Raw genomic sequence first — 17,502 nt, 5'->3', positions numbered from 1 at the left:
TTGCCCTTCAGGTCTTCTTTTGAAATTGTAAGGAACATGAGGCGAGTTATTTCCCAAAATCATCTAATCAACACGCTACAAAAGGCTGTTTATGCTGATATAACGTGTCTCAGATTCATTAGCTTTCTCCGGACACCACCTAACTCCTAACCCCCTAACAGCTGGCACCTGAAGCTCCACAGCACGCTCGACACTCTGTTCCCAACTCTTACAGGTACGCCTCAGCCTACAGTTGGCTTGAAAACACCTATGCATTGCTTCTCTCGTCCTCATTCACACTTTCTCACCCATCATGTTAAAAAGGCTGATCTGCACCTGGTTACAGGGCAAATCAACCTCTTCATTTCTACGAACGATCACGTTATACGTCCCACCACTTTACTTTTCACCTACACCAACTCAACAGTTACACAGCACTTTTCTCTTTCTTGAGCATATTCCATAAACGTTCCGATAACCGGGGTTGCTGCTCCCCTATGAGAAGTTCATCTTCCTCTTCTTGTCCATACAACTTAATGCTCATGACCACCCCAATACATGCCATATTAATGAGCAAAGAGGTGCCGCCGTAACTGATGAACGGTAACGTAATACCTGTGAGTGGCATCAGTCCGAGGAACGCCCCCACGTTCTCAAACACCTGATACAATAACATTCCGATAATACCTACAATGATGACGGGTCCCGCGCGATCTCTGCATGCCAGAGCAATCAGCACCATACGTTGAATCAGAATAAAGTACAACAAAATCAGTACGGATGCACCAACAAAGCCAAACTCCTCTGCAATCACGACAAAAATGGAATCAGAGTACGTATAGGGGACTCGTCCACTCTGAACGGAAGTTCCTTGCAAATAACCTTTGCCGATGATGCCCCCTGAACCAATGGCTAAACCTGCATTTTTCGTATGCCAGGAAGCTTTGGAGGTAGCCTTTTCCGGTACAAGCCAGGGATCAATCCGCTCCGCCCAATGCTCACGTTTTATCTTTTCAAGAAAAGTGAAAACTTCATCATGGTAGAAGGTATAGGCTTTGACAAAACCAAAGAACGCCACTCCCACAATGGCCAGTGCAATCAATGCGTGCTTCAGCCTCATATTTCCGATCCAGAATACCGCAGCGAGAATCACCACATATCCCAATGCATTTCCCAGATCATTCTGAGCCATAACAAGGGCAAACGGAATAAATGCCCAGCAGCCAATCGGCACAATATCTCTCCAAAATTTCAGCGTACCTCGTTGTCTCTTCACAATTAAATGAGCGAGAAACAGAATCAGAATCATTTTGAACAGCTCTGCCGGTTGAAAAGAAAAGTTCTCGCCCAGCTTCAGCCAACCGTTGGCGTTATTGATCGAACTGCCCAGCACATTCGCAAGGATCAGTAGTATGATCCCCAAGCCATACAAATAAAACGCATATTTCACATATAACTTGTAATTCACAAGCCCGATTACAAGTACCGCAATGAACCCGGCCACATAGAAATAAATCGTTTTGACATGATGATTCGCCAGTTTGGCATCCGTCTGCGTCCCGCTATAAATCGCAAATACACTAATAATCATGAGCAACAGCATGACAAAAAGAATCACACCGTCCATCTTTTTCAGCATTCTCAACATGACTCCGTCCATCCCCCTGAAATCTAACATTCTATGATTTCCAATTGAACTCAATATTACCATTGTATATAATTGGATAATAAAATGGAAATCTGGATGCTTCAGGATGACTATTAAACCATTCAATGGCCTGACTCACATCTAAAAACAATAAAAACCCCAAAACATCCACCCAATGTAACTTGGGTTGGTCTGTTCCAGGGTTCTATAGTTATCTAGCTTATATACATAAATCTGACGTGCTATTTCACGGTTTGACTCAAAAACGTTATTGCTCCTGCTGCGACGGCTTGCGTCTTAGCAATTTCATCACCAGATCCGTAATACTCGGTTGTTCCGCAGAGCCAAGAATATCCTCGTTCTCTTCCGTGTGGACCTTAATACTCATCACAAGACCCATGCTGATCATGTTGATCATAATGGAGGTACCACCCGAACTGATAAACGGCAGCGTAATCCCTGTCAACGGCATCAGACCAATGAATGGACCAATATTAACAAAGATCTGGTAGAGCAGCATCGCTATGATCCCAACAATGAGATAAGGTCCCGCGCGATCCTTACACTCCAGTGCAATCAGCACCAGCCTGTGAATCAGGATAAAGTACAGGAGAAGCAGTACCGAGGCACCGATGAAACCAAATTCTTCCCCAATCTGCACAAAGATGGAGTCAGCATAGGCCAGCGGCACCCGATTCGACTGAATCGTTGTGCCTTCCATATAACCTTTGCCTGTAATCCCACCAGAACCAATCGCAAGCTTTGCATTATACGTCTGCCAGAGTACATCTCTTGAGGTCAGCTCTGGTACAAGCCAAGGGTCAAAACGATCCGCCCAGTGCGAACGTCCAATGTCATTCAGGAATTTAACAATCTCATCATGGTAATGAATATACGCCTGTGTACCACCGATAAAAGCAGCCACTGCAATCATAAAGCCAATGAGGGCATGCGTAAATTTAATGTTGCCGATCCATAATAGGCCCACAAGAATGACCACATAACTTAAAGCATTCCCCAAGTCATTTTGGAGCAACACCAGCAGTAATGGTGGCATAACACAGAGTGTGATCGGGATAACATCACGTCCAAAATAGAGCGGACGATTCTTCTTTCGAGCCAAAAAGGCTGATAAAAACACAATCAGGCATAACTTGAACAACTCAGCAGGCTGCAAACTGACCCCGAAGATGGACAGCCAACCTTTTGCACCATAGTACTCTTTACCAAAGAACATAACGAATATGAGCAGGAGCATCCCCACGCCATAGATATATAAATAATTTTTGATTATGAATTTATAGTTGATCATCGACATCCCAAAAAAGACTACGAATCCCAAAATATAAAAGATCACTGCACTTTTCGGGAGTCCCTCCAGCTTCGGACGACCAAACGTTGTACTGTAAATCGACAAAATACTGATAACCATCAGAATAACCAGTATAAACACAATAGAATAGTCTATCTTTTTAAATTTGTGCAGCATGTAATTATGTTCCCCCAAGCATTCAGAAATCTTCGGTATATCTCATTGTAGAGGATTTCACGGCAAAAAGAAAACCCGCGGAACCTTACATTTTCGTCACCTGTTCCGAAGCACGAACACCCAGGACATGCCGCTCGATTCCGGCAAGGTCCGGTACAATGATAATTTCCGGCCAATGTCCCTCCGTTTCAAGCAAAGCTGCGATGTCGCGAGCCTGCCCCTGGCCCAGCTCAAAACCAATGATCTGCGGCGGCGCAGGCAGCAGCGCCAACTGCTCCAGCATGATACGGTACGGTGCAAGCCCGTCCGGACCGCCGTCCAGTGCCATGCGCGGCTCATGATCACGCACCTCTTGCTGTAACCCGGCGATGTCTGCCGCCGGGATATATGGCGGGTTGGACACCAGGATGTCCACCCGAGCCCCGGCGAACGGGGCCAGCAGATCGCCTTCACGGAAGTCGATCTGTACGCCGTTCGCGGCCGCGTTCCGCGCGGCCACTTGCAGGGCAGCCGCCGAGAGATCCCCGGCGCCGACCTGCCAGCGCGGGCGCAGTGAAGCCATCGTCACCGCGATGGCACCACTGCCCGTGCCGATATCGACGGCGAGCGGAGCGCCGTCAGGAAACACGCGGTCGGCTTCGCGTAGCACAGCCTCGACCAACAGCTCGGTCTCCGGCCGCGGAATCAGCACGGCCGGCGTGACCTCAAACGGCAGCCCATAGAATTCCTGGCTGCCGATAATGTATTGCGCCGGCTCACCCGCAGCCTTGCGCGTGACGGCGTCCTCCCAGCGGCTGCGATGCTCGCTGGGAAAAGGCTCCGGCTGCATCATGTAATACGCGGCGCCATAAACGCCGAGTACATGTTCCAGCAGCAGCCGGGCATTGTTTTGCGGCTCGTACACGCCGCACTTCTCCAAAAAAGAGGAAGCCTCCACGAAGGCTTCCCGACAGCTCTGTTCCGGCGTCATGACAAACTGCGCGCGGGTCACAGATTATTCTCCTCTATCCATCATCTCAGTCTGCTGAGCAATGGTCAGTGCAGACAAGATATCTTCAATCTCCCCGTTCATGATCTGATCCAGCTTGTGCATCGTCAGACCGATACGGTGATCCGTCACACGGCTTTGCGGGAAGTTGTACGTACGAATACGCTCACTACGGTCGCCCGTTCCCACTTTACTTTTCCGCTCAACAGAGATCTTCGCTTCCTCTTCCATACGTTTCATATCGAAGATACGTGTACGCAGAACCTGCAATGCTTTTTCCTTGTTGGAGTTCTGTGATTTTCCATCCTGACATGTCGCAACGATTCCCGTTGGAACGTGCGTTACCCGTACTGCGGATTTCGTGGTATTAACCGATTGTCCACCGGCACCACTGGAACAGAACGTATCAACACGGATGTCTTTGTCATGAATTTCAATATCGAAATCTTCGGCTTCAGGCATAACCGCAACCGTTGAAGTTGACGTATGAATACGTCCGCCGGATTCGGTTGTTGGAATACGCTGTACACGGTGTGCGCCGCTTTCGTATTTCATTTTGCTGTATGCGCCGCGTCCGTTGATCAGGAAAACAACCTCTTTGAATCCACCGAGATCATTTGTGTTAACGTCCATCAGCTCTACACGCCAGCCTTGTGCATCTGCATAACGTGTGTACATCCGATACAGATCTGCTGCAAACAACGCTGCTTCATCTCCACCAGCTGCTCCGCGAATCTCAACAATAACGTTTTTGTCGTCATTCGGATCTTTTGGCAACATAAGCACACGAATCAATTCGTCCAGTTCCTTCTGGCGAGTGCTCAGTTCGTCAATTTCCATTTTGACCATTTCACGCATCTCATCATCCAGCTTCTCACCCTGCATTTCCTTCGCAGCTTCGAGATCCTGACTTACCTGTTTGTATTCATTGTACGCTTCATAAGTCGGTTGCAGATCGGATTGTTCTTTGGAGTATTCCCGCAGCTTTTTGTTGTCACTTGCCACATCCGGGTCACACAAAAGCTCGCTCAACTTGTCATAACGGTCGGCTAACGCCTGTAATTTATCCAACATGTATAGTCACCTCACGCATTATTTTGTCCAAGCACATCACATTTTCAATAATTATTTCAATCCAACATTAATTACATCTATAATCTATATTCCACAACGCACAGGATTCTCACGAATCCCCTGACCGCAGCATGTATTCACATTCATGTATGATCGACGTATAACATCGCTACAACGTCATCAAATCCTTTACTTTTAAAGTGAAATCAAGAAATCGCGTACCCTGAATGAAATCCGCTTCAGCTCATCTGTTCTAGCGCGAATTTCAACGTGGTATACGACTCTTAATTATAGCATATTCTCATGGTTCTGAATAGTAACTGTTCCGCATGCAGATGAACTAATTTTTAAATGCAATTTTCTCAACTTTCACTCGTTGCCATCCTGCTCATGGATCAGCCTGCCGGAAATGATTGTAACAAATAGATCATTCAAGTTTCTTTCTGATGTTGTAAAATAAATTCAATGGATATTTTAGTTTAGGAGGGAATGGATGATATGAACTTAACACCAGCTGTTTATCCAAAAGAAAAATTAAAGATTGCTTTGGCACAATGTTCTTCGATCGACGGAAATATTGAAGAGAACGTTAATAGGGCTTATGAGATGATTGAAGAAGCTGGAAAAGAGCATGCCGATATTATCATGTTTCCAGAAAAATACCTGACGGGATATGTGCCAGAAATCGTAGAATCCAATTTAACTGAATATACACTCTCCATTAATGATGCGAGGATTGATAAGTTGCGTCAAGCATGCAAAAAGTACGGCATTTGGTCAATCATCGGAACCCCTGTAAGAAGAGGCGAGGATGTGTTCATCTCTTCAATTATAATAGATTCCAATGGACATGAAGTAGGTGTTTATGACAAGTCTCATTTATTTCAAACAGAGAAGGAACTGTTTTCAACCAATAATGAGCAGGTCATCATTAAATTAAAGGGCTGGAATATTGGGATGGCCATCTGTTATGATGCAGGTTTCCCTGAACATTCTCGTCTTTTAGCACAAAATGGCTGTCATTTATATATGGGTAGCTCTCTTTTTAGTAAAGGAATGGGGTACAAAGAGTCACGAGTATGGTTTCCTGCCCGCGCTCTGGATAATACGATATTTACAGCGATGTGTAATCACGTTGGAACAACCGGAGTCTGGGATACGTGTGGACATAGCGGTGTATGGAACCCTCTAGGTGATAATATAATTGATGCCTCGCAAGACAACGTTGAATTGCTATTGGCTGAATTAGACCCCGCTCTTCTTAATCAAGCTAGAAATGGCGAAAGAATGCTTGCAGATTCGTTTGATATAAATAAAGAACACTATTCTTTCAAGACTATTGTCAGTAATTAAGCAAACCTCGTATGAATTGAAGCCTATATAAGTACATTACGATTGAAGTCGCCCCATACATCGATACTAAAAACCCTACAATCTTCACGAGAAGATCGTAGGGTTTTTGGTTATTGAATCTACATATAAACTTGTAACAACCTATACGTTGAAACGGAAGTGCATAACGTCGCCGTCATTTACAACGTACTCTTTACCTTCAAGACGAAGTTGTCCGCGCTCTTTAGCACCGTTCATGGAACCCGCTGCAACCAGATCGTCGTAGGAAACCACTTCTGCACGGATGAATCCACGTTCGAAGTCGGTGTGAATGACACCCGCTGCGCCAGGTGCTTTGGTACCTTTGCGGATTGTCCAAGCACGAACTTCCTGTACACCTGCTGTGAAGTATGTGTACAGACCGAGCAATTTGTAAGCCGCTTTGATCAACAGGTTCAGACCGGAATCCTCGATACCGAGTTCTTCCAGGAACATTTGTTTATCTTCGCCTTCCAGCTCGGAGATCTCTTCTTCAACCTTTGCACTGATTGGCACCACTTCTGCATTCTCAGCAGCTGCAAATTCTCTTACTTTTTGCACGTAAGCATTGTTCGCCACGTCACCGATTTCGTCCTCAGCTACATTGGCTGCATACAGAACAGGCTTCAGGGTAAGCAAGTGCAGATCGCGCACGATCAGAAGCTCGTCATCCGTAAGTTCCATGCTGCGTGCCGGCTTGTCATCGTACAGAACAGCCTTCACTCTCTCCAATACTTCTACTTCTTGAGAGGCAGTCTTGTTGCCGCCCTTCATGTTTTTCTTGGAGCGATCGATTTTCTTCTCAACACTCTCGATATCGGCCAGGATCAGCTCCAGATTGATCGTCTGGATGTCGCTCACCGGGTCAATTTTACCATCGACGTGTGTGATGTTCTCATCTACAAAGCAACGTACCACGTGTACAATTGCATCTACCTCACGAATGTGGGCAAGGAACTTGTTACCAAGACCTTCGCCTTTGCTCGCACCGCGAACAAGACCTGCGATATCTACAAACTCAAACGCTGTTGGTACTGTTTTCTTAGGTACAACGAGTTCTGTCAGTTTGTCCAAACGCTCATCGGGTACTTCAACGATCCCCACGTTAGGGTCAATCGTACAGAACGGATAGTTTGCCGATTCGGCACCTGCTTGTGTAATAGCGTTAAACAACGTAGATTTTCCGACGTTCGGAAGCCCTACAATTCCTGCTTTCAAAGCCATGTATATGACAACTCCTCATTGATTACTTGTTCGGTATGGATAATCCTATACATTATATATGACAAACCTCAAGGCATCAAGGAACTTCGCCAATTCGACCAGAGTCCGATCCGCTATTGGTTTAACCTTTGATTTCCTTGTACATCGTCAGATCCGTTACCTCATATCCCATCTTGCGATACAGGCTGCTCGCCCGCACATTATGTCCAAACACATGCAAACCAATGCGATCCACGCCAAGACTCAAGGCCGTCTGTTCAAGCGCCTGCATTGTCTCTGTTCCGTATCCCTTACCACGATGCGCTTCTTCAACCACAATATCCAGCAAAAAAGCATCCTTCCCGCGGCGATTATCCGTGATGTTAAACCAGATATATCCCACATTTCCGTCCACAGGGTGCACCAGATTGTAGAGATACGCTCCCGGTGTGTTCAAGCCTTCTGGCAGATAACGTTCATAAGATTCCTCGGCAAGTTGCTGCGCCTCTTCCTCAGCCCAGGTACCCGCTTCTACTTTTTCTTCTGCAAAATCCTTAATCGATCGAATGCGAAAACTCGCATAATCTTCCTGATTCATTGGAGAAAGTTCCAAGTTATTCCCCTCCTTATTAAGAGTGATCTTAATTATGTATGAACTCTGTGCAGTCCTTTTTGCACTACTAGTATCTTATTGTATCCTGTTCTCTCGCTTAGCGCATGAAGTTATTCTGACGGTTCGGTTTTCAATTTTCATATTTATCCATTTTAATCAAAACTTTTGATCTCTTCTCATCGTTTATACCTCATAGGAAAGGAGTGGATCATATTGAACACACGTCGCCGATTCTCCAAAAAGAAAATGATTATCTTATCCGCTATCATACTCGGAATCGCCATAGTCGCTTTTATGAGCTTTCTGAATGCAATGGATCCCTTTCGCCACTTAAGAATCACGATCCACAATCAGTCCGACTATGACCTCACCCATATTCAGGCTAGCCTAGTCCAAGGCGACAACTCGTTAAACAACAATGAGAGTGGCTCCACCTACGTATTCAATAAGGATATTCCCAGCGGAGCAAACGTGAAATTCGCCCCGCAGCTGAAACGTTCCGGGGAGGGGGCCGTCTCCTTGGCGTTTACGGACAGCCGCGGAAAAACCTATAACAAAACAGTTTGCGGTTATACCGAATACTTGTCCGGCAATTCCTACGTCACTGTAACCAATGAGAATGTCACCGTGAAAGATGAATGTATGTAATAGCGATACTTCGCTCTGTGGACTTATGTTAAAATATAGGGGCGAGCGACCCGCCAAAGTTTCTCGCCCAAAGTCGATTGAATTATTCAATCGGCTTATTTATTTTAACCTGATTGTATTGATTAATTAGATCATCCAGGACCATAGATTGCTGTATAACATGAGGATGAAGCAGATCTCCATAGTCCACCTTGAGTTGATAGAGCTTTTGTCTCGCTGCTTCGATCTGCAACTTGAGCTCACCACAATCCATATTCACCCCTCCCTGTTGTAACATTCTAGTCCATTCTGCTAATTAGTAGGAAATCAAGTGAACTCCAACACGAAAAAGCTCCCTTCAACGTAGACAATTCACCATTCTACTTGAGGGAGCAGCTCATATTCAAAAAGCGTATTTTCAGAAATGCTGGTTAACTCCCTGTGCCGTGGCCATTAGTTGTCACGATTACTGGACGGTCTTTTTCAACGGGGATGGGTTGAGTAGTAGGAAAAACAACGCCTACTGTGATACTGCATGTAACTATCAATACTGCCAATTTCATCTTCTTTTATCTTCAAAGCTCCCGAATCAACTTATTGTAACGCAGTTTAACTTCTTCGACTGAACAATACCGAAACTCCTCAAACAAAGATTCGAGAATACCCTCTTTATTCTTAATTTTAATTGCAAAATCCAACCCTCTAAGGATAAACTCATATCCTTTGGTAAAATCTTGATGTTGTAGATAATATCTCCCTAGGCCGACAAGCAAAGTAACATATTGATCATTCGTATACTGCTCGCTGATTTTTCCAATACGACTGCTCTGTTCTTGGTAGATAAAATAAGAGTCATACGCTTCAAGAACTGAGTCAATGTTGATATCAAACCGATTTGCCGCATTCACAATTGCACATAAAGCAGGGAAGATTTCGTTCTCTCTCTCCGAGATGTAGTTCATATAACTTGGGATAACCTCTGTTTTACCTGACATTAATTCATATAGATAACAGTTGCCTTCTGCCCATTCCTCGAACTGACGAATAACAACGGTTTCCTCGTCACTCGGATTATTTATCCAGCTATAATCGGTGTACAAAGAGACATATTGAAGTGCCTTTTCATATTCTTCATAGTAGAAACAAGCTTCTCCAAGCGCTAAATATGCGTACAAAACGTAGAAAACAATCTGCTTTTTGGGTTTAGCCTCGGGCTCTTCAGATGTTACCCCTAATTCATAATGGATCATTGCTTTTAGTTTTAACTTGTCAGCAAGATTCTTCACCTTATCCCATCGGCGTAACGAAGCATACACATTAATCAAATCGTTCAATCCATCCAGCTGGTAGTGTTCATCAAGCCGATCTACAAAAAACTCAAACTGCGTAGCAAGTGTAAGATTGCTCAACTGATCCTTGGAAAGTCCGATTGTGAACAAACGATACTGACTTAGAGCCAACCGTTCAGAATGTTGCATTTTCTCACCCTCGGCTACACAAAGGTACAAGGGCTTGGCCGCTTCCAACTTCCCTTCACGATATAACTGTTCAGCCAACTCGAACAAAAGCGGTGCATAGGAAAGATTATCCATAATTAGATTAACGGCTTCTTTCATATAATCGACCTTACCGAGTTCGGCACAACGGTATAAAAAGGGCCCCAGTCTTCGCCAATCCGGGCTCGTATGTACAAAACACTCATGTATGTATAATTCATAGAAGTAACCCTCTATTAGACCCATCCCGGCAGTAATTCGATCCAATTGCTGCATGCCTATGGGACGAAGCCCGTTCAGCGTACTACTCAACGTCCCTGAGTTAATTCCCGATATCTCAGAGAATTGATTGAGTGTCATATGGTTCGTTTTTAAGTAGTCTGCTAAATGATCACGTATTGTGGCTACTGATTTCAAAGGTACACCACCTTCCAAACAAAAATAAGCAATGGTCAATAAAATAATACTATATTTTTGAATTTAATATCAATATTTTACTTGTAAATAATTTACTTTTATTATAAAGATATTTATCTGCTTTGCTTAAAATGTTGTAAAAAATAGCCTGGAAGAGGGCTGGAGAGCCTTGTCATAGTATGCGATCAAGCATCAAATTCATATCCACACGGTCGGGAGTCCACAATAAGACATCCGTGAGAAATGTCATCGCATCCATACCACTCAATCTGTCCACGATTGACTCTAGCATCTCTCTTGCATTTCCTGTGATATGCTCAGCCAGGACTAACCCTCCAGTATCTCCATCAATATATAAATGATCTATATGTGTAACTCTCTGTACATGCCGAAGCCATAACGTACCTTCATCTACATAAATGATATAGCGCTCATTCATGACATAACCTTGGTAAATATACATCTCTCGATCTTGGTCAAAGGTGTCGAGGATTAACAAAGCACGTTCAAAATGGTTTGAGATTTTCATGACACTATTGCCCTCCCTTAAAAAGAATGAGACTCAATATTCATAATTATTATGAAGAAATAACCATTAGGTAAATTTAAAACATTATTGAATTTGATTTAAACCACAAATAATTTAACGTCAAAAGTTTAACGTCTATTGATAATACATCCAAACTTTATAACGTTTAACGATAAACGTCAAGTGATTATTTTAAAACATTTAACGTTAGGTTATCATTAAAGTGAAAGGTGGAATTGGCTATGTCTATAAAAATAAGATTGGGCGACACTTTAGATGCAGCCAGCGTCACTAAAAATGCACTGGCTAGAGAAGCAAAAGTTAGACCGAACCTTATCTATGATTTGTGCGAAGGAAAAACGAAAAGGCTTGATTTAGATACGTTGAATAATATAGTGAACACTCTACGGGCAATGACAGGAGATGATTACACTCTTACAGATGTTTTGGAGTACATACCGGATGATGACAAGGGGTAAAAAAACAAACTGGGCTGAGCATTGTCAATGGAGCCCTCACCTTCTCAATTTCAAAGAGAAACACAAACAAACCGTCCATGTTTACTTTGGACGGTTTGTTTGGCTTACTACTGACTTCTAGTTATGTTAAAACAAGCACAAAATAGATAAGGAGCTTTAAGGATTTGATAAGTTGAGCTCCATACGGAGTGCGACTGGCGCAGCGTGACACGGCGTTATCAGATCTGGCATTTCAATCCACGCACTCCCTACGGAGTGCGACGTTGCTATACACAACAATGGAACGGATATACGACAATTTCAATCCACACACTCCATACGGAGTGCGACTAATTACTCATGACCTGTATTTAGACGAAGTAAAAATTTCAATTCACGCACTCCATACGGAGTGCGACGGTCCACAAGGATACAGGAGTAAGACGGTTCCGTATTTCAATTCACGCACTCCATACGGAGTGCGACGCTTGCGGCGGTTGTGCTGATTATTGTGTTCTTCGATTTCAATTCACGCACTCCATACGGAGTGCGACAATTTTCAAAGATGTAGATATGCTGATTAGCATATTTCAATTCACGCACTCCATACGGAGTGCGACATACGCAAATTTATGTAGATATCCCAAATCTACGTATTTCAATTCACGCACTCCATACGGAGTGCGACAGCGAAAATACACGCAATGAAGTGCCATCATTTAAAATTCATAACGCGTTTTCAACACTTCTTCAAATAATGTAATCATTATATCCTACAACAGCGTATATACTCAACATAACCGTTGCCAAAAGGTTACGAAAACGCTGCTTTCGACAAAATCTGAGGTGCGAATCCCCCAGGGAAATCATGTGAGCTTGGGGTTCGCACTTGGATCAGACCATTCTTGACAGTCCACAATTTCAACCATTCCGTACGGTAAACCCTTTTTTATATCCACATATACCGCACTATCAACTTTACCAAATTTAACATTTTCAAATACACCAGATAACGCAAGTCCTTTGTATCCTCCGAGTAGTAGAATACATCTATCACGATTATCATCAATCAAAGATTGTATATTCTTTTTCAACTGAACAACATGTTGCTTTGTATTATCATCCACCAAGATTTCGTCACTAACAACACCCAGCTTATCTATGAATTGTGCAAGTTTACACATCGTTTGTTGCTGAGCTGCCTGCAACGTTGTATGTAGATCTCCTTCATAAAAAAGCTCCCCGGTATAGTCACACTCTGCCTCTAGCATCTCCACAGCTACATTGGGGAAGAATTCTTTTAGAACAATAGGTTCTGCCCTTCCTTCTGACATATTTTGTAGCTTATTAAGTTGGTTTAAGCGTACATCCATACCCTTAACTGGAATATCATCAACCATCAACTTCGATGAACGCTTTACCGTATCGTTGACACCTTTTGGGAGTAGCGCACCTTTGAGTGAAGAACCGGGTATATAGTATTCTGCCTTAATTGGATTATATGGGGAATAGGCTCCATATTGATAGAATGGATAGATGATATTCACCTTGTTGGCTCTATCACTTTCGTCACTCGCACCCTCTGAGGATAAGTGCTTTATCACGTCTTCCCTTTTGAACTCTTTAGCAGCTAAATATAATCCTTCATGATCCCTTGGCGACATGGCAAGCTTGGATAAGGTTTTCAAACGATATTGATATCGTTGTAGTGACATTTCAATCTCCCTCCTGATCAGACAACGGATATAACAGGGAATTTCCAAACACAATATCACGAGAATAAAACGGAGACTTAATCGAATGTCCAGTCGATTCAATTCCATCAGGTGCGTATACGATGCTACCCGGTTCAATAAAACTAATAAACCTACTAGCGTCGCCCGAGTCCCAACCTCCCGGCGGATTGTACGGTCTGCGTTCTGAAGTGAATAACTTGAGACTAGACTTTTCAAAATCAATATTTTTCGGCAACAGCATTCCCAAATTCAAGTAAATCCCTGGCTCGTTCGATGCTGCGCTCGTTTCAAATTGAAGTTCTCTGATCGTGAATGTATTCAAACCTTGAGAACCACGAGGCCCAAGGATAAATTGCTTACTTTCATCTTTTTCTTTTTCCAGCATGCCAAGCAACATATCTCTTTCAGAACAACTTTCCATCGCAAGATAAAACGAAAATGTATGAATCGTATGTTCCTGTCCTCCCTTTGAAGTAACCTCTTTTACAATCACTTCGGGTACCGAATAGAGGTTAGGTTCCAGACCTGGCAGATTAAGACGTTTACTGTCAATTGACGCGTGGATCTGCTGTGTAAACTCGGTATACACATAGGGATAAATTTCACACGCCTGTTCAGGCTCCTTCATCATCTCAGTAAGCTGTGCTCTCTTCACATATGGGCGCTTCTTCAATTCCTTATAGATTGGCTTACTCCCCTTGCCACTGGCAGTCAACTGATCCATTAATTCCGTGTATGGGACAGGAAAATACTCATACGGAAACATACTGGATACTGCCAAGGACAATGTTCCATCTTTTACTTTACTGACCAATTGTGTTGCTTGGCCAGAAGAGTAGATGTCTGAGAATCGGTGTACCAACGCTCCGAACATTTTCTGCGAATCCGGAAGTTGGGTTAACCTCCCCATCAAATCCATATCGATTCGGTAATATGTCCATTCAGCCATGTGAAGAATCCTCCTCATCGAATTGGATCTCCACACGTCCATACCCTCGACTACCCGAATTTCCCAAGCGATAATGTCCTGAATTGAATCGGATCATAGCTTCTTTAACAAAGCTAAGAATTTCGGAATCCAAGCTTTGCTCGTCTAATTTCAATTTATCCATATTGTAGAACAACACGTCTCCCTTGAATGTAATTCCCGGACGTACCACTCTGTATGTTCGAGGGTTCGCAGCAACCTGTGGCACTCCTCCCAGGTCACTCAGTTCAATACTGTTTTTGGAATCAATGGAGAACCACTCTTCTTTAACAGGTTTATCACCTAAAGGCATCAGATCGTTAAAAAGCAGCTTGGGCGTATCGTTGAATCCTTCAATCCCGAATAAATACTCAGCACTTACCTTACCTATAACCTTGTCATATCGTTCTTTCATCCGTTTAATCCGATCCTGATCAATGCCGTATTTTTCGCATTCTTGTATATTTTTCTCCTGAAGTCCCATCAAGTATTGTGTGTATGCCTGAGTAATTCCCTCTATATATCCATGACTTTCAATCATTTCCCTGACGATATGGCGCAAAGTCCCTTTAAACGAAGAAGCCGGAATATAGGGTAGCCCCTCTTGGTTCGTAACCGTAAACAGATCTACACCACCGATTTCAAATGTTGATGGGGAACCGCCGATGAAGAGATTGGAACGTGTTGTTACATGTACAGAAAGCTCCGTTGCAACCTTTTTCATCATCTTTTCGGGGTCTTTTTCCATGTTTTATTACCTCCTGACTTTTTTTTCGGGTATGCCGGGTGAACTTTGAATTGAATGGATTGCTCCCGTAACTGGTAGAAGATTAGCAAAGAGTCGATGTAGTCCGAGTTCCACATCCCTTGGCTTCGAGCCATTCGTAGAAATGTTTGCTTATCAAAAAACAACCCCGGTGGCGCTTTATGCTCCTCTTCACGCTTTTTCTCAAGAACTTTAACTTCCTCTTGCTGCTGCGCGTTCGTTGCCTCAATCATGTCTGCCACCTGTTGAATGTCTTTCATGCCTTTCAAACGATAGAGCAAAGAGTTCGATAAACGTAGAGTCCGATAAACATCGACCTCGTTTTTCCTTCCAGAGTTCTGACCTCGTCCGCTTCCAACGTTAGATAAAGGAGTGTAGGTACCCCTCTCTACAAAAATATTTCTAAACTCTTCACGTTTCTCCACTCTTCTCAGGTTCTCATCGAACAGATAACGTAGTGTTTTATTAAACACCGTACCTCTCACCCGTTTATGATCAAAATCCTTCTTATCCAATCCTTTCGCATCATTATTCTGAACAATCTTGAAGCGAGGATCGGAAAATAGCAGCAGTAAGCGAACATACTTCTCTAGTTGCAGTTGCTGATTTGAATTGAAAGATAGCCTTCCTTCTTTACTTGGCTTATCCCACTTGTTTGTTTTGACAATCAGATGTTTAAGCATCGATTCAATAATAAGCAGTTCAGACTCCCTTAATAGTTCGCTGTTACTATTGAGGTACTGCGGAATCACATGATACAGCACCGCATTGCTGTATTTCACTTCGCTTTTGCGTACTTCAGGATCTGTAATCTTGCTGAGAAGTCCGTAGAAAAAGTGATGCGCCGTGAAGCCTTTCTCCATCGCACGCTGAATTCTTTTGACTTGGCTTACGAAGTGATTCCAATTATGTTTTGATGCATCAGATTCCATGGATTTGTTCTTCGGACTATCTTTGCTCTTCGTTTGATTGGAATTCCCTGAGTTGTCTGGTGGCAGATCGTAACGATGTAACACATACTCATTGATACTAATCTTCATGCATGACGATGGAACAATGTCCGCGACGGTCTCCATGCTCGGTGCATACTTCGCACAATCAAGTTGTTTCTGAACTCGTTCATAGTAATAGCGGATTGGCTCACGATTGAACGTAAAATCAATTCCAATACTCATCGACAAGGGTTGAAGCCCTGCCTCACTATTAAGATTAATTTGTTCGAGTCCTCTATTAATCTGCTTCAAAATATCTCTGCACAGGTTAACACCATCCACGAGCTTCGAGGTCGGCACGGCAAAGAAAATATCATCGCCCGCAATATACAGTGGGAACAACCTGAATTCGGGATCATTGCGTTTATACTGTTTAATCTTGTTGTGCAAATGCTTTAGACATATGTATTCGGATAACAGTTCGCTTACCTGCGTATACGTCTCATAATTATTAATTTGGTCAAAGACTGTACCCATCCCATCCAGATCGGCTTTAATAATTGCCACCCGGAAGTGATTTTCGTTGTTATCATCCTGCTCAGAATATAGTTTATTGATGGTTCTCGTGAACCCATTCAGATTATTCGCTGGGGATGACGTTAAGCTCCAATTCTCATCCTTGGCAGGTGATTCGTGAAATCCGAATATTAACGCCTGATTCTGCGCAATGATGGAGTTCAAGCAGGCTTTTCCTTTTAATCGTTTTTTGCTTTCTTTGATGGCCTTTAATTGATATTGCTCGTCGTTTTCGTGATCTGGCTGCTTAGGGTTTAGTTTGAGATCGCTCACCTCAAAATACACATACTTCATCAAAAGTTGCCCACTCAATTTCCTGTAATACGTTTCAAATAAAGTCTTGAGCTTACTAACAATCTCATCCTCTGGAAGCGAAGTTATAAACACACACATGCCGGAACATTTGAGCAATGTTTCATCAATATTTCCAGCAAATGAACTCTCATTGCTCTCATTGCTCTCTATTCCAATATCCTGATAGAACTGATCTGAAATGAATTGGGAGGATTCAATAATCGTTTTTAACGTTCTGTTATTACTCTGTTTCTCCTGGATCTGCGCTTGGAGCACATCATATAGAAAAGACTGCACCTTGTCCATTGATACAGCTACCACGTATGAGTTCATTGGAAT

The 17,502-nt window shown here is 43.3% G+C and carries 16 protein-coding genes and 1 CRISPR repeat array; of the genes, 3 read left to right on the top strand and 13 right to left on the bottom strand.

Annotated elements, in window-relative coordinates; genetic code table 11:
- Nucleotides 1-406: 406 nt before the first annotated feature.
- From AC6CIF_RS08645 to prfA, 4 genes are all read right to left on the bottom strand, one after another.
- A complete protein-coding gene (locus AC6CIF_RS08645) occupies nt 407-1,627 on the bottom strand; it encodes an FtsW/RodA/SpoVE family cell cycle protein (RefSeq protein ID WP_498199081.1) in 1,221 nt (406 codons plus the stop codon).
- A gap of 268 nt (nt 1,628-1,895) precedes the next feature.
- Nucleotides 1,896-3,116 (bottom strand): FtsW/RodA/SpoVE family cell cycle protein, encoded by a 1,221-nt coding sequence (locus AC6CIF_RS08640; protein WP_498199080.1) that lies wholly within the window; start codon nt 3,114-3,116, stop codon nt 1,896-1,898.
- A gap of 85 nt (nt 3,117-3,201) precedes the next feature.
- Complete coding sequence (gene prmC / locus AC6CIF_RS08635; protein WP_498199207.1) at nt 3,202-4,086, bottom strand: peptide chain release factor N(5)-glutamine methyltransferase; 885 nt, start codon at nt 4,084-4,086, stop codon at nt 3,202-3,204.
- 24 nt (nt 4,087-4,110) lie between these two features.
- The gene (prfA, locus tag AC6CIF_RS08630) at nt 4,111-5,178 is read right to left on the bottom strand and encodes a peptide chain release factor 1 (protein WP_076209786.1); all 1,068 of its coding nucleotides are present in this window, start codon (nt 5,176-5,178) and stop codon (nt 4,111-4,113) included.
- 498 nt (nt 5,179-5,676) lie between these two features.
- On the opposite strand from prfA, the gene AC6CIF_RS08625 reads away from it, so the two are divergent.
- Complete coding sequence (locus tag AC6CIF_RS08625; protein ID WP_498199079.1) at nt 5,677-6,531, top strand: carbon-nitrogen hydrolase family protein; 855 nt, start codon at nt 5,677-5,679, stop codon at nt 6,529-6,531.
- A gap of 141 nt (nt 6,532-6,672) precedes the next feature.
- On the opposite strand, the gene ychF is transcribed toward AC6CIF_RS08625, so the two are convergent.
- Together ychF and AC6CIF_RS08615 are read right to left on the bottom strand one after the other, a co-directional pair.
- Nucleotides 6,673-7,773, bottom strand: coding sequence for a redox-regulated ATPase YchF (gene ychF / locus AC6CIF_RS08620; RefSeq protein ID WP_017691917.1), 1,101 nt, complete (start codon nt 7,771-7,773; stop codon nt 6,673-6,675).
- Nucleotides 7,774-7,894: 121 nt separating this feature from the next.
- Nucleotides 7,895-8,365, bottom strand: coding sequence for a GNAT family N-acetyltransferase (locus AC6CIF_RS08615; protein WP_248278076.1), 471 nt, complete (start codon nt 8,363-8,365; stop codon nt 7,895-7,897).
- A 213-nt stretch (nt 8,366-8,578) separates the two neighbouring features.
- Between AC6CIF_RS08615 and AC6CIF_RS08610 the strand changes: the two genes are divergently transcribed.
- A complete protein-coding gene (locus AC6CIF_RS08610; RefSeq protein ID WP_076209784.1) occupies nt 8,579-9,013 on the top strand; it encodes a hypothetical protein in 435 nt (144 codons plus the stop codon).
- Nucleotides 9,014-9,095: 82 nt separating this feature from the next.
- On the opposite strand, the gene AC6CIF_RS08605 is transcribed toward AC6CIF_RS08610, so the two are convergent.
- The 3 genes from AC6CIF_RS08605 to AC6CIF_RS08595 all read right to left on the bottom strand — a co-directional run bounded on the left by AC6CIF_RS08605 (nt 9,096) and on the right by AC6CIF_RS08595 (nt 11,434).
- Nucleotides 9,096-9,266, bottom strand: a complete 171-nt coding sequence (locus tag AC6CIF_RS08605) for an aspartyl-phosphate phosphatase Spo0E family protein (protein WP_076209783.1) — start codon at nt 9,264-9,266, stop codon at nt 9,096-9,098.
- A 301-nt stretch (nt 9,267-9,567) separates the two neighbouring features.
- Nucleotides 9,568-10,905 carry a transcriptional regulator gene (locus AC6CIF_RS08600; protein WP_498199078.1) on the bottom strand — a complete coding sequence of 446 codons (1,338 nt, stop codon included), beginning with the start codon at nt 10,903-10,905 and terminating at the stop codon, nt 9,568-9,570.
- A gap of 172 nt (nt 10,906-11,077) precedes the next feature.
- Nucleotides 11,078-11,434 carry a hypothetical protein gene (locus AC6CIF_RS08595; RefSeq protein WP_307415874.1) on the bottom strand — a complete coding sequence of 119 codons (357 nt, stop codon included), beginning with the start codon at nt 11,432-11,434 and terminating at the stop codon, nt 11,078-11,080.
- Nucleotides 11,435-11,676: 242 nt separating this feature from the next.
- Here AC6CIF_RS08595 and AC6CIF_RS08590 point away from each other — a divergent pair, with 242 nt between their 5' ends.
- Nucleotides 11,677-11,913, top strand: coding sequence for a helix-turn-helix domain-containing protein (locus AC6CIF_RS08590; protein WP_498199077.1), 237 nt, complete (start codon nt 11,677-11,679; stop codon nt 11,911-11,913).
- Nucleotides 11,914-12,142: 229 nt separating this feature from the next.
- A CRISPR array of direct repeats spans nt 12,143-12,580; the repeat unit is 33 nt; unit sequence ATTTCAATTCACGCACTCCATACGGAGTGCGAC.
- A 178-nt stretch (nt 12,581-12,758) separates the two neighbouring features.
- On the opposite strand, the gene AC6CIF_RS08585 is transcribed toward AC6CIF_RS08590, so the two are convergent.
- From AC6CIF_RS08585 to AC6CIF_RS08570, 4 genes are read right to left on the bottom strand one after another with little or no spacing between them, the layout of a single operon-like run.
- Nucleotides 12,759-13,607 (bottom strand): hypothetical protein, encoded by an 849-nt coding sequence (locus tag AC6CIF_RS08585; RefSeq protein ID WP_498199076.1) that lies wholly within the window; start codon nt 13,605-13,607, stop codon nt 12,759-12,761.
- 1 nt (nt 13,608) lies between these two features.
- On the bottom strand, nt 13,609-14,577 hold the full coding sequence (locus AC6CIF_RS08580) for a hypothetical protein (protein ID WP_498199075.1): 969 nt from the start codon (nt 14,575-14,577) through the stop codon (nt 13,609-13,611).
- Nucleotides 14,570-15,343 carry an RAMP superfamily CRISPR-associated protein gene (locus tag AC6CIF_RS08575; protein WP_498199074.1) on the bottom strand — a complete coding sequence of 258 codons (774 nt, stop codon included), beginning with the start codon at nt 15,341-15,343 and terminating at the stop codon, nt 14,570-14,572. The genes AC6CIF_RS08580 and AC6CIF_RS08575 overlap by 8 nt, the downstream gene beginning before the upstream one ends.
- The gene (locus AC6CIF_RS08570) at nt 15,319-17,496 is read right to left on the bottom strand and encodes a Cas10/Cmr2 second palm domain-containing protein (RefSeq protein WP_498199073.1); all 2,178 of its coding nucleotides are present in this window, start codon (nt 17,494-17,496) and stop codon (nt 15,319-15,321) included. Before AC6CIF_RS08570 ends, AC6CIF_RS08575 begins: the two co-directional genes overlap by 25 nt.
- Between the last annotated feature and the right edge of the window lie 6 nt (nt 17,497-17,502).

This window comes from Paenibacillus sp. GQ49 (assembly GCF_059759055.1).
This window is presented reverse-complemented; position numbering and strand designations above follow the sequence as displayed.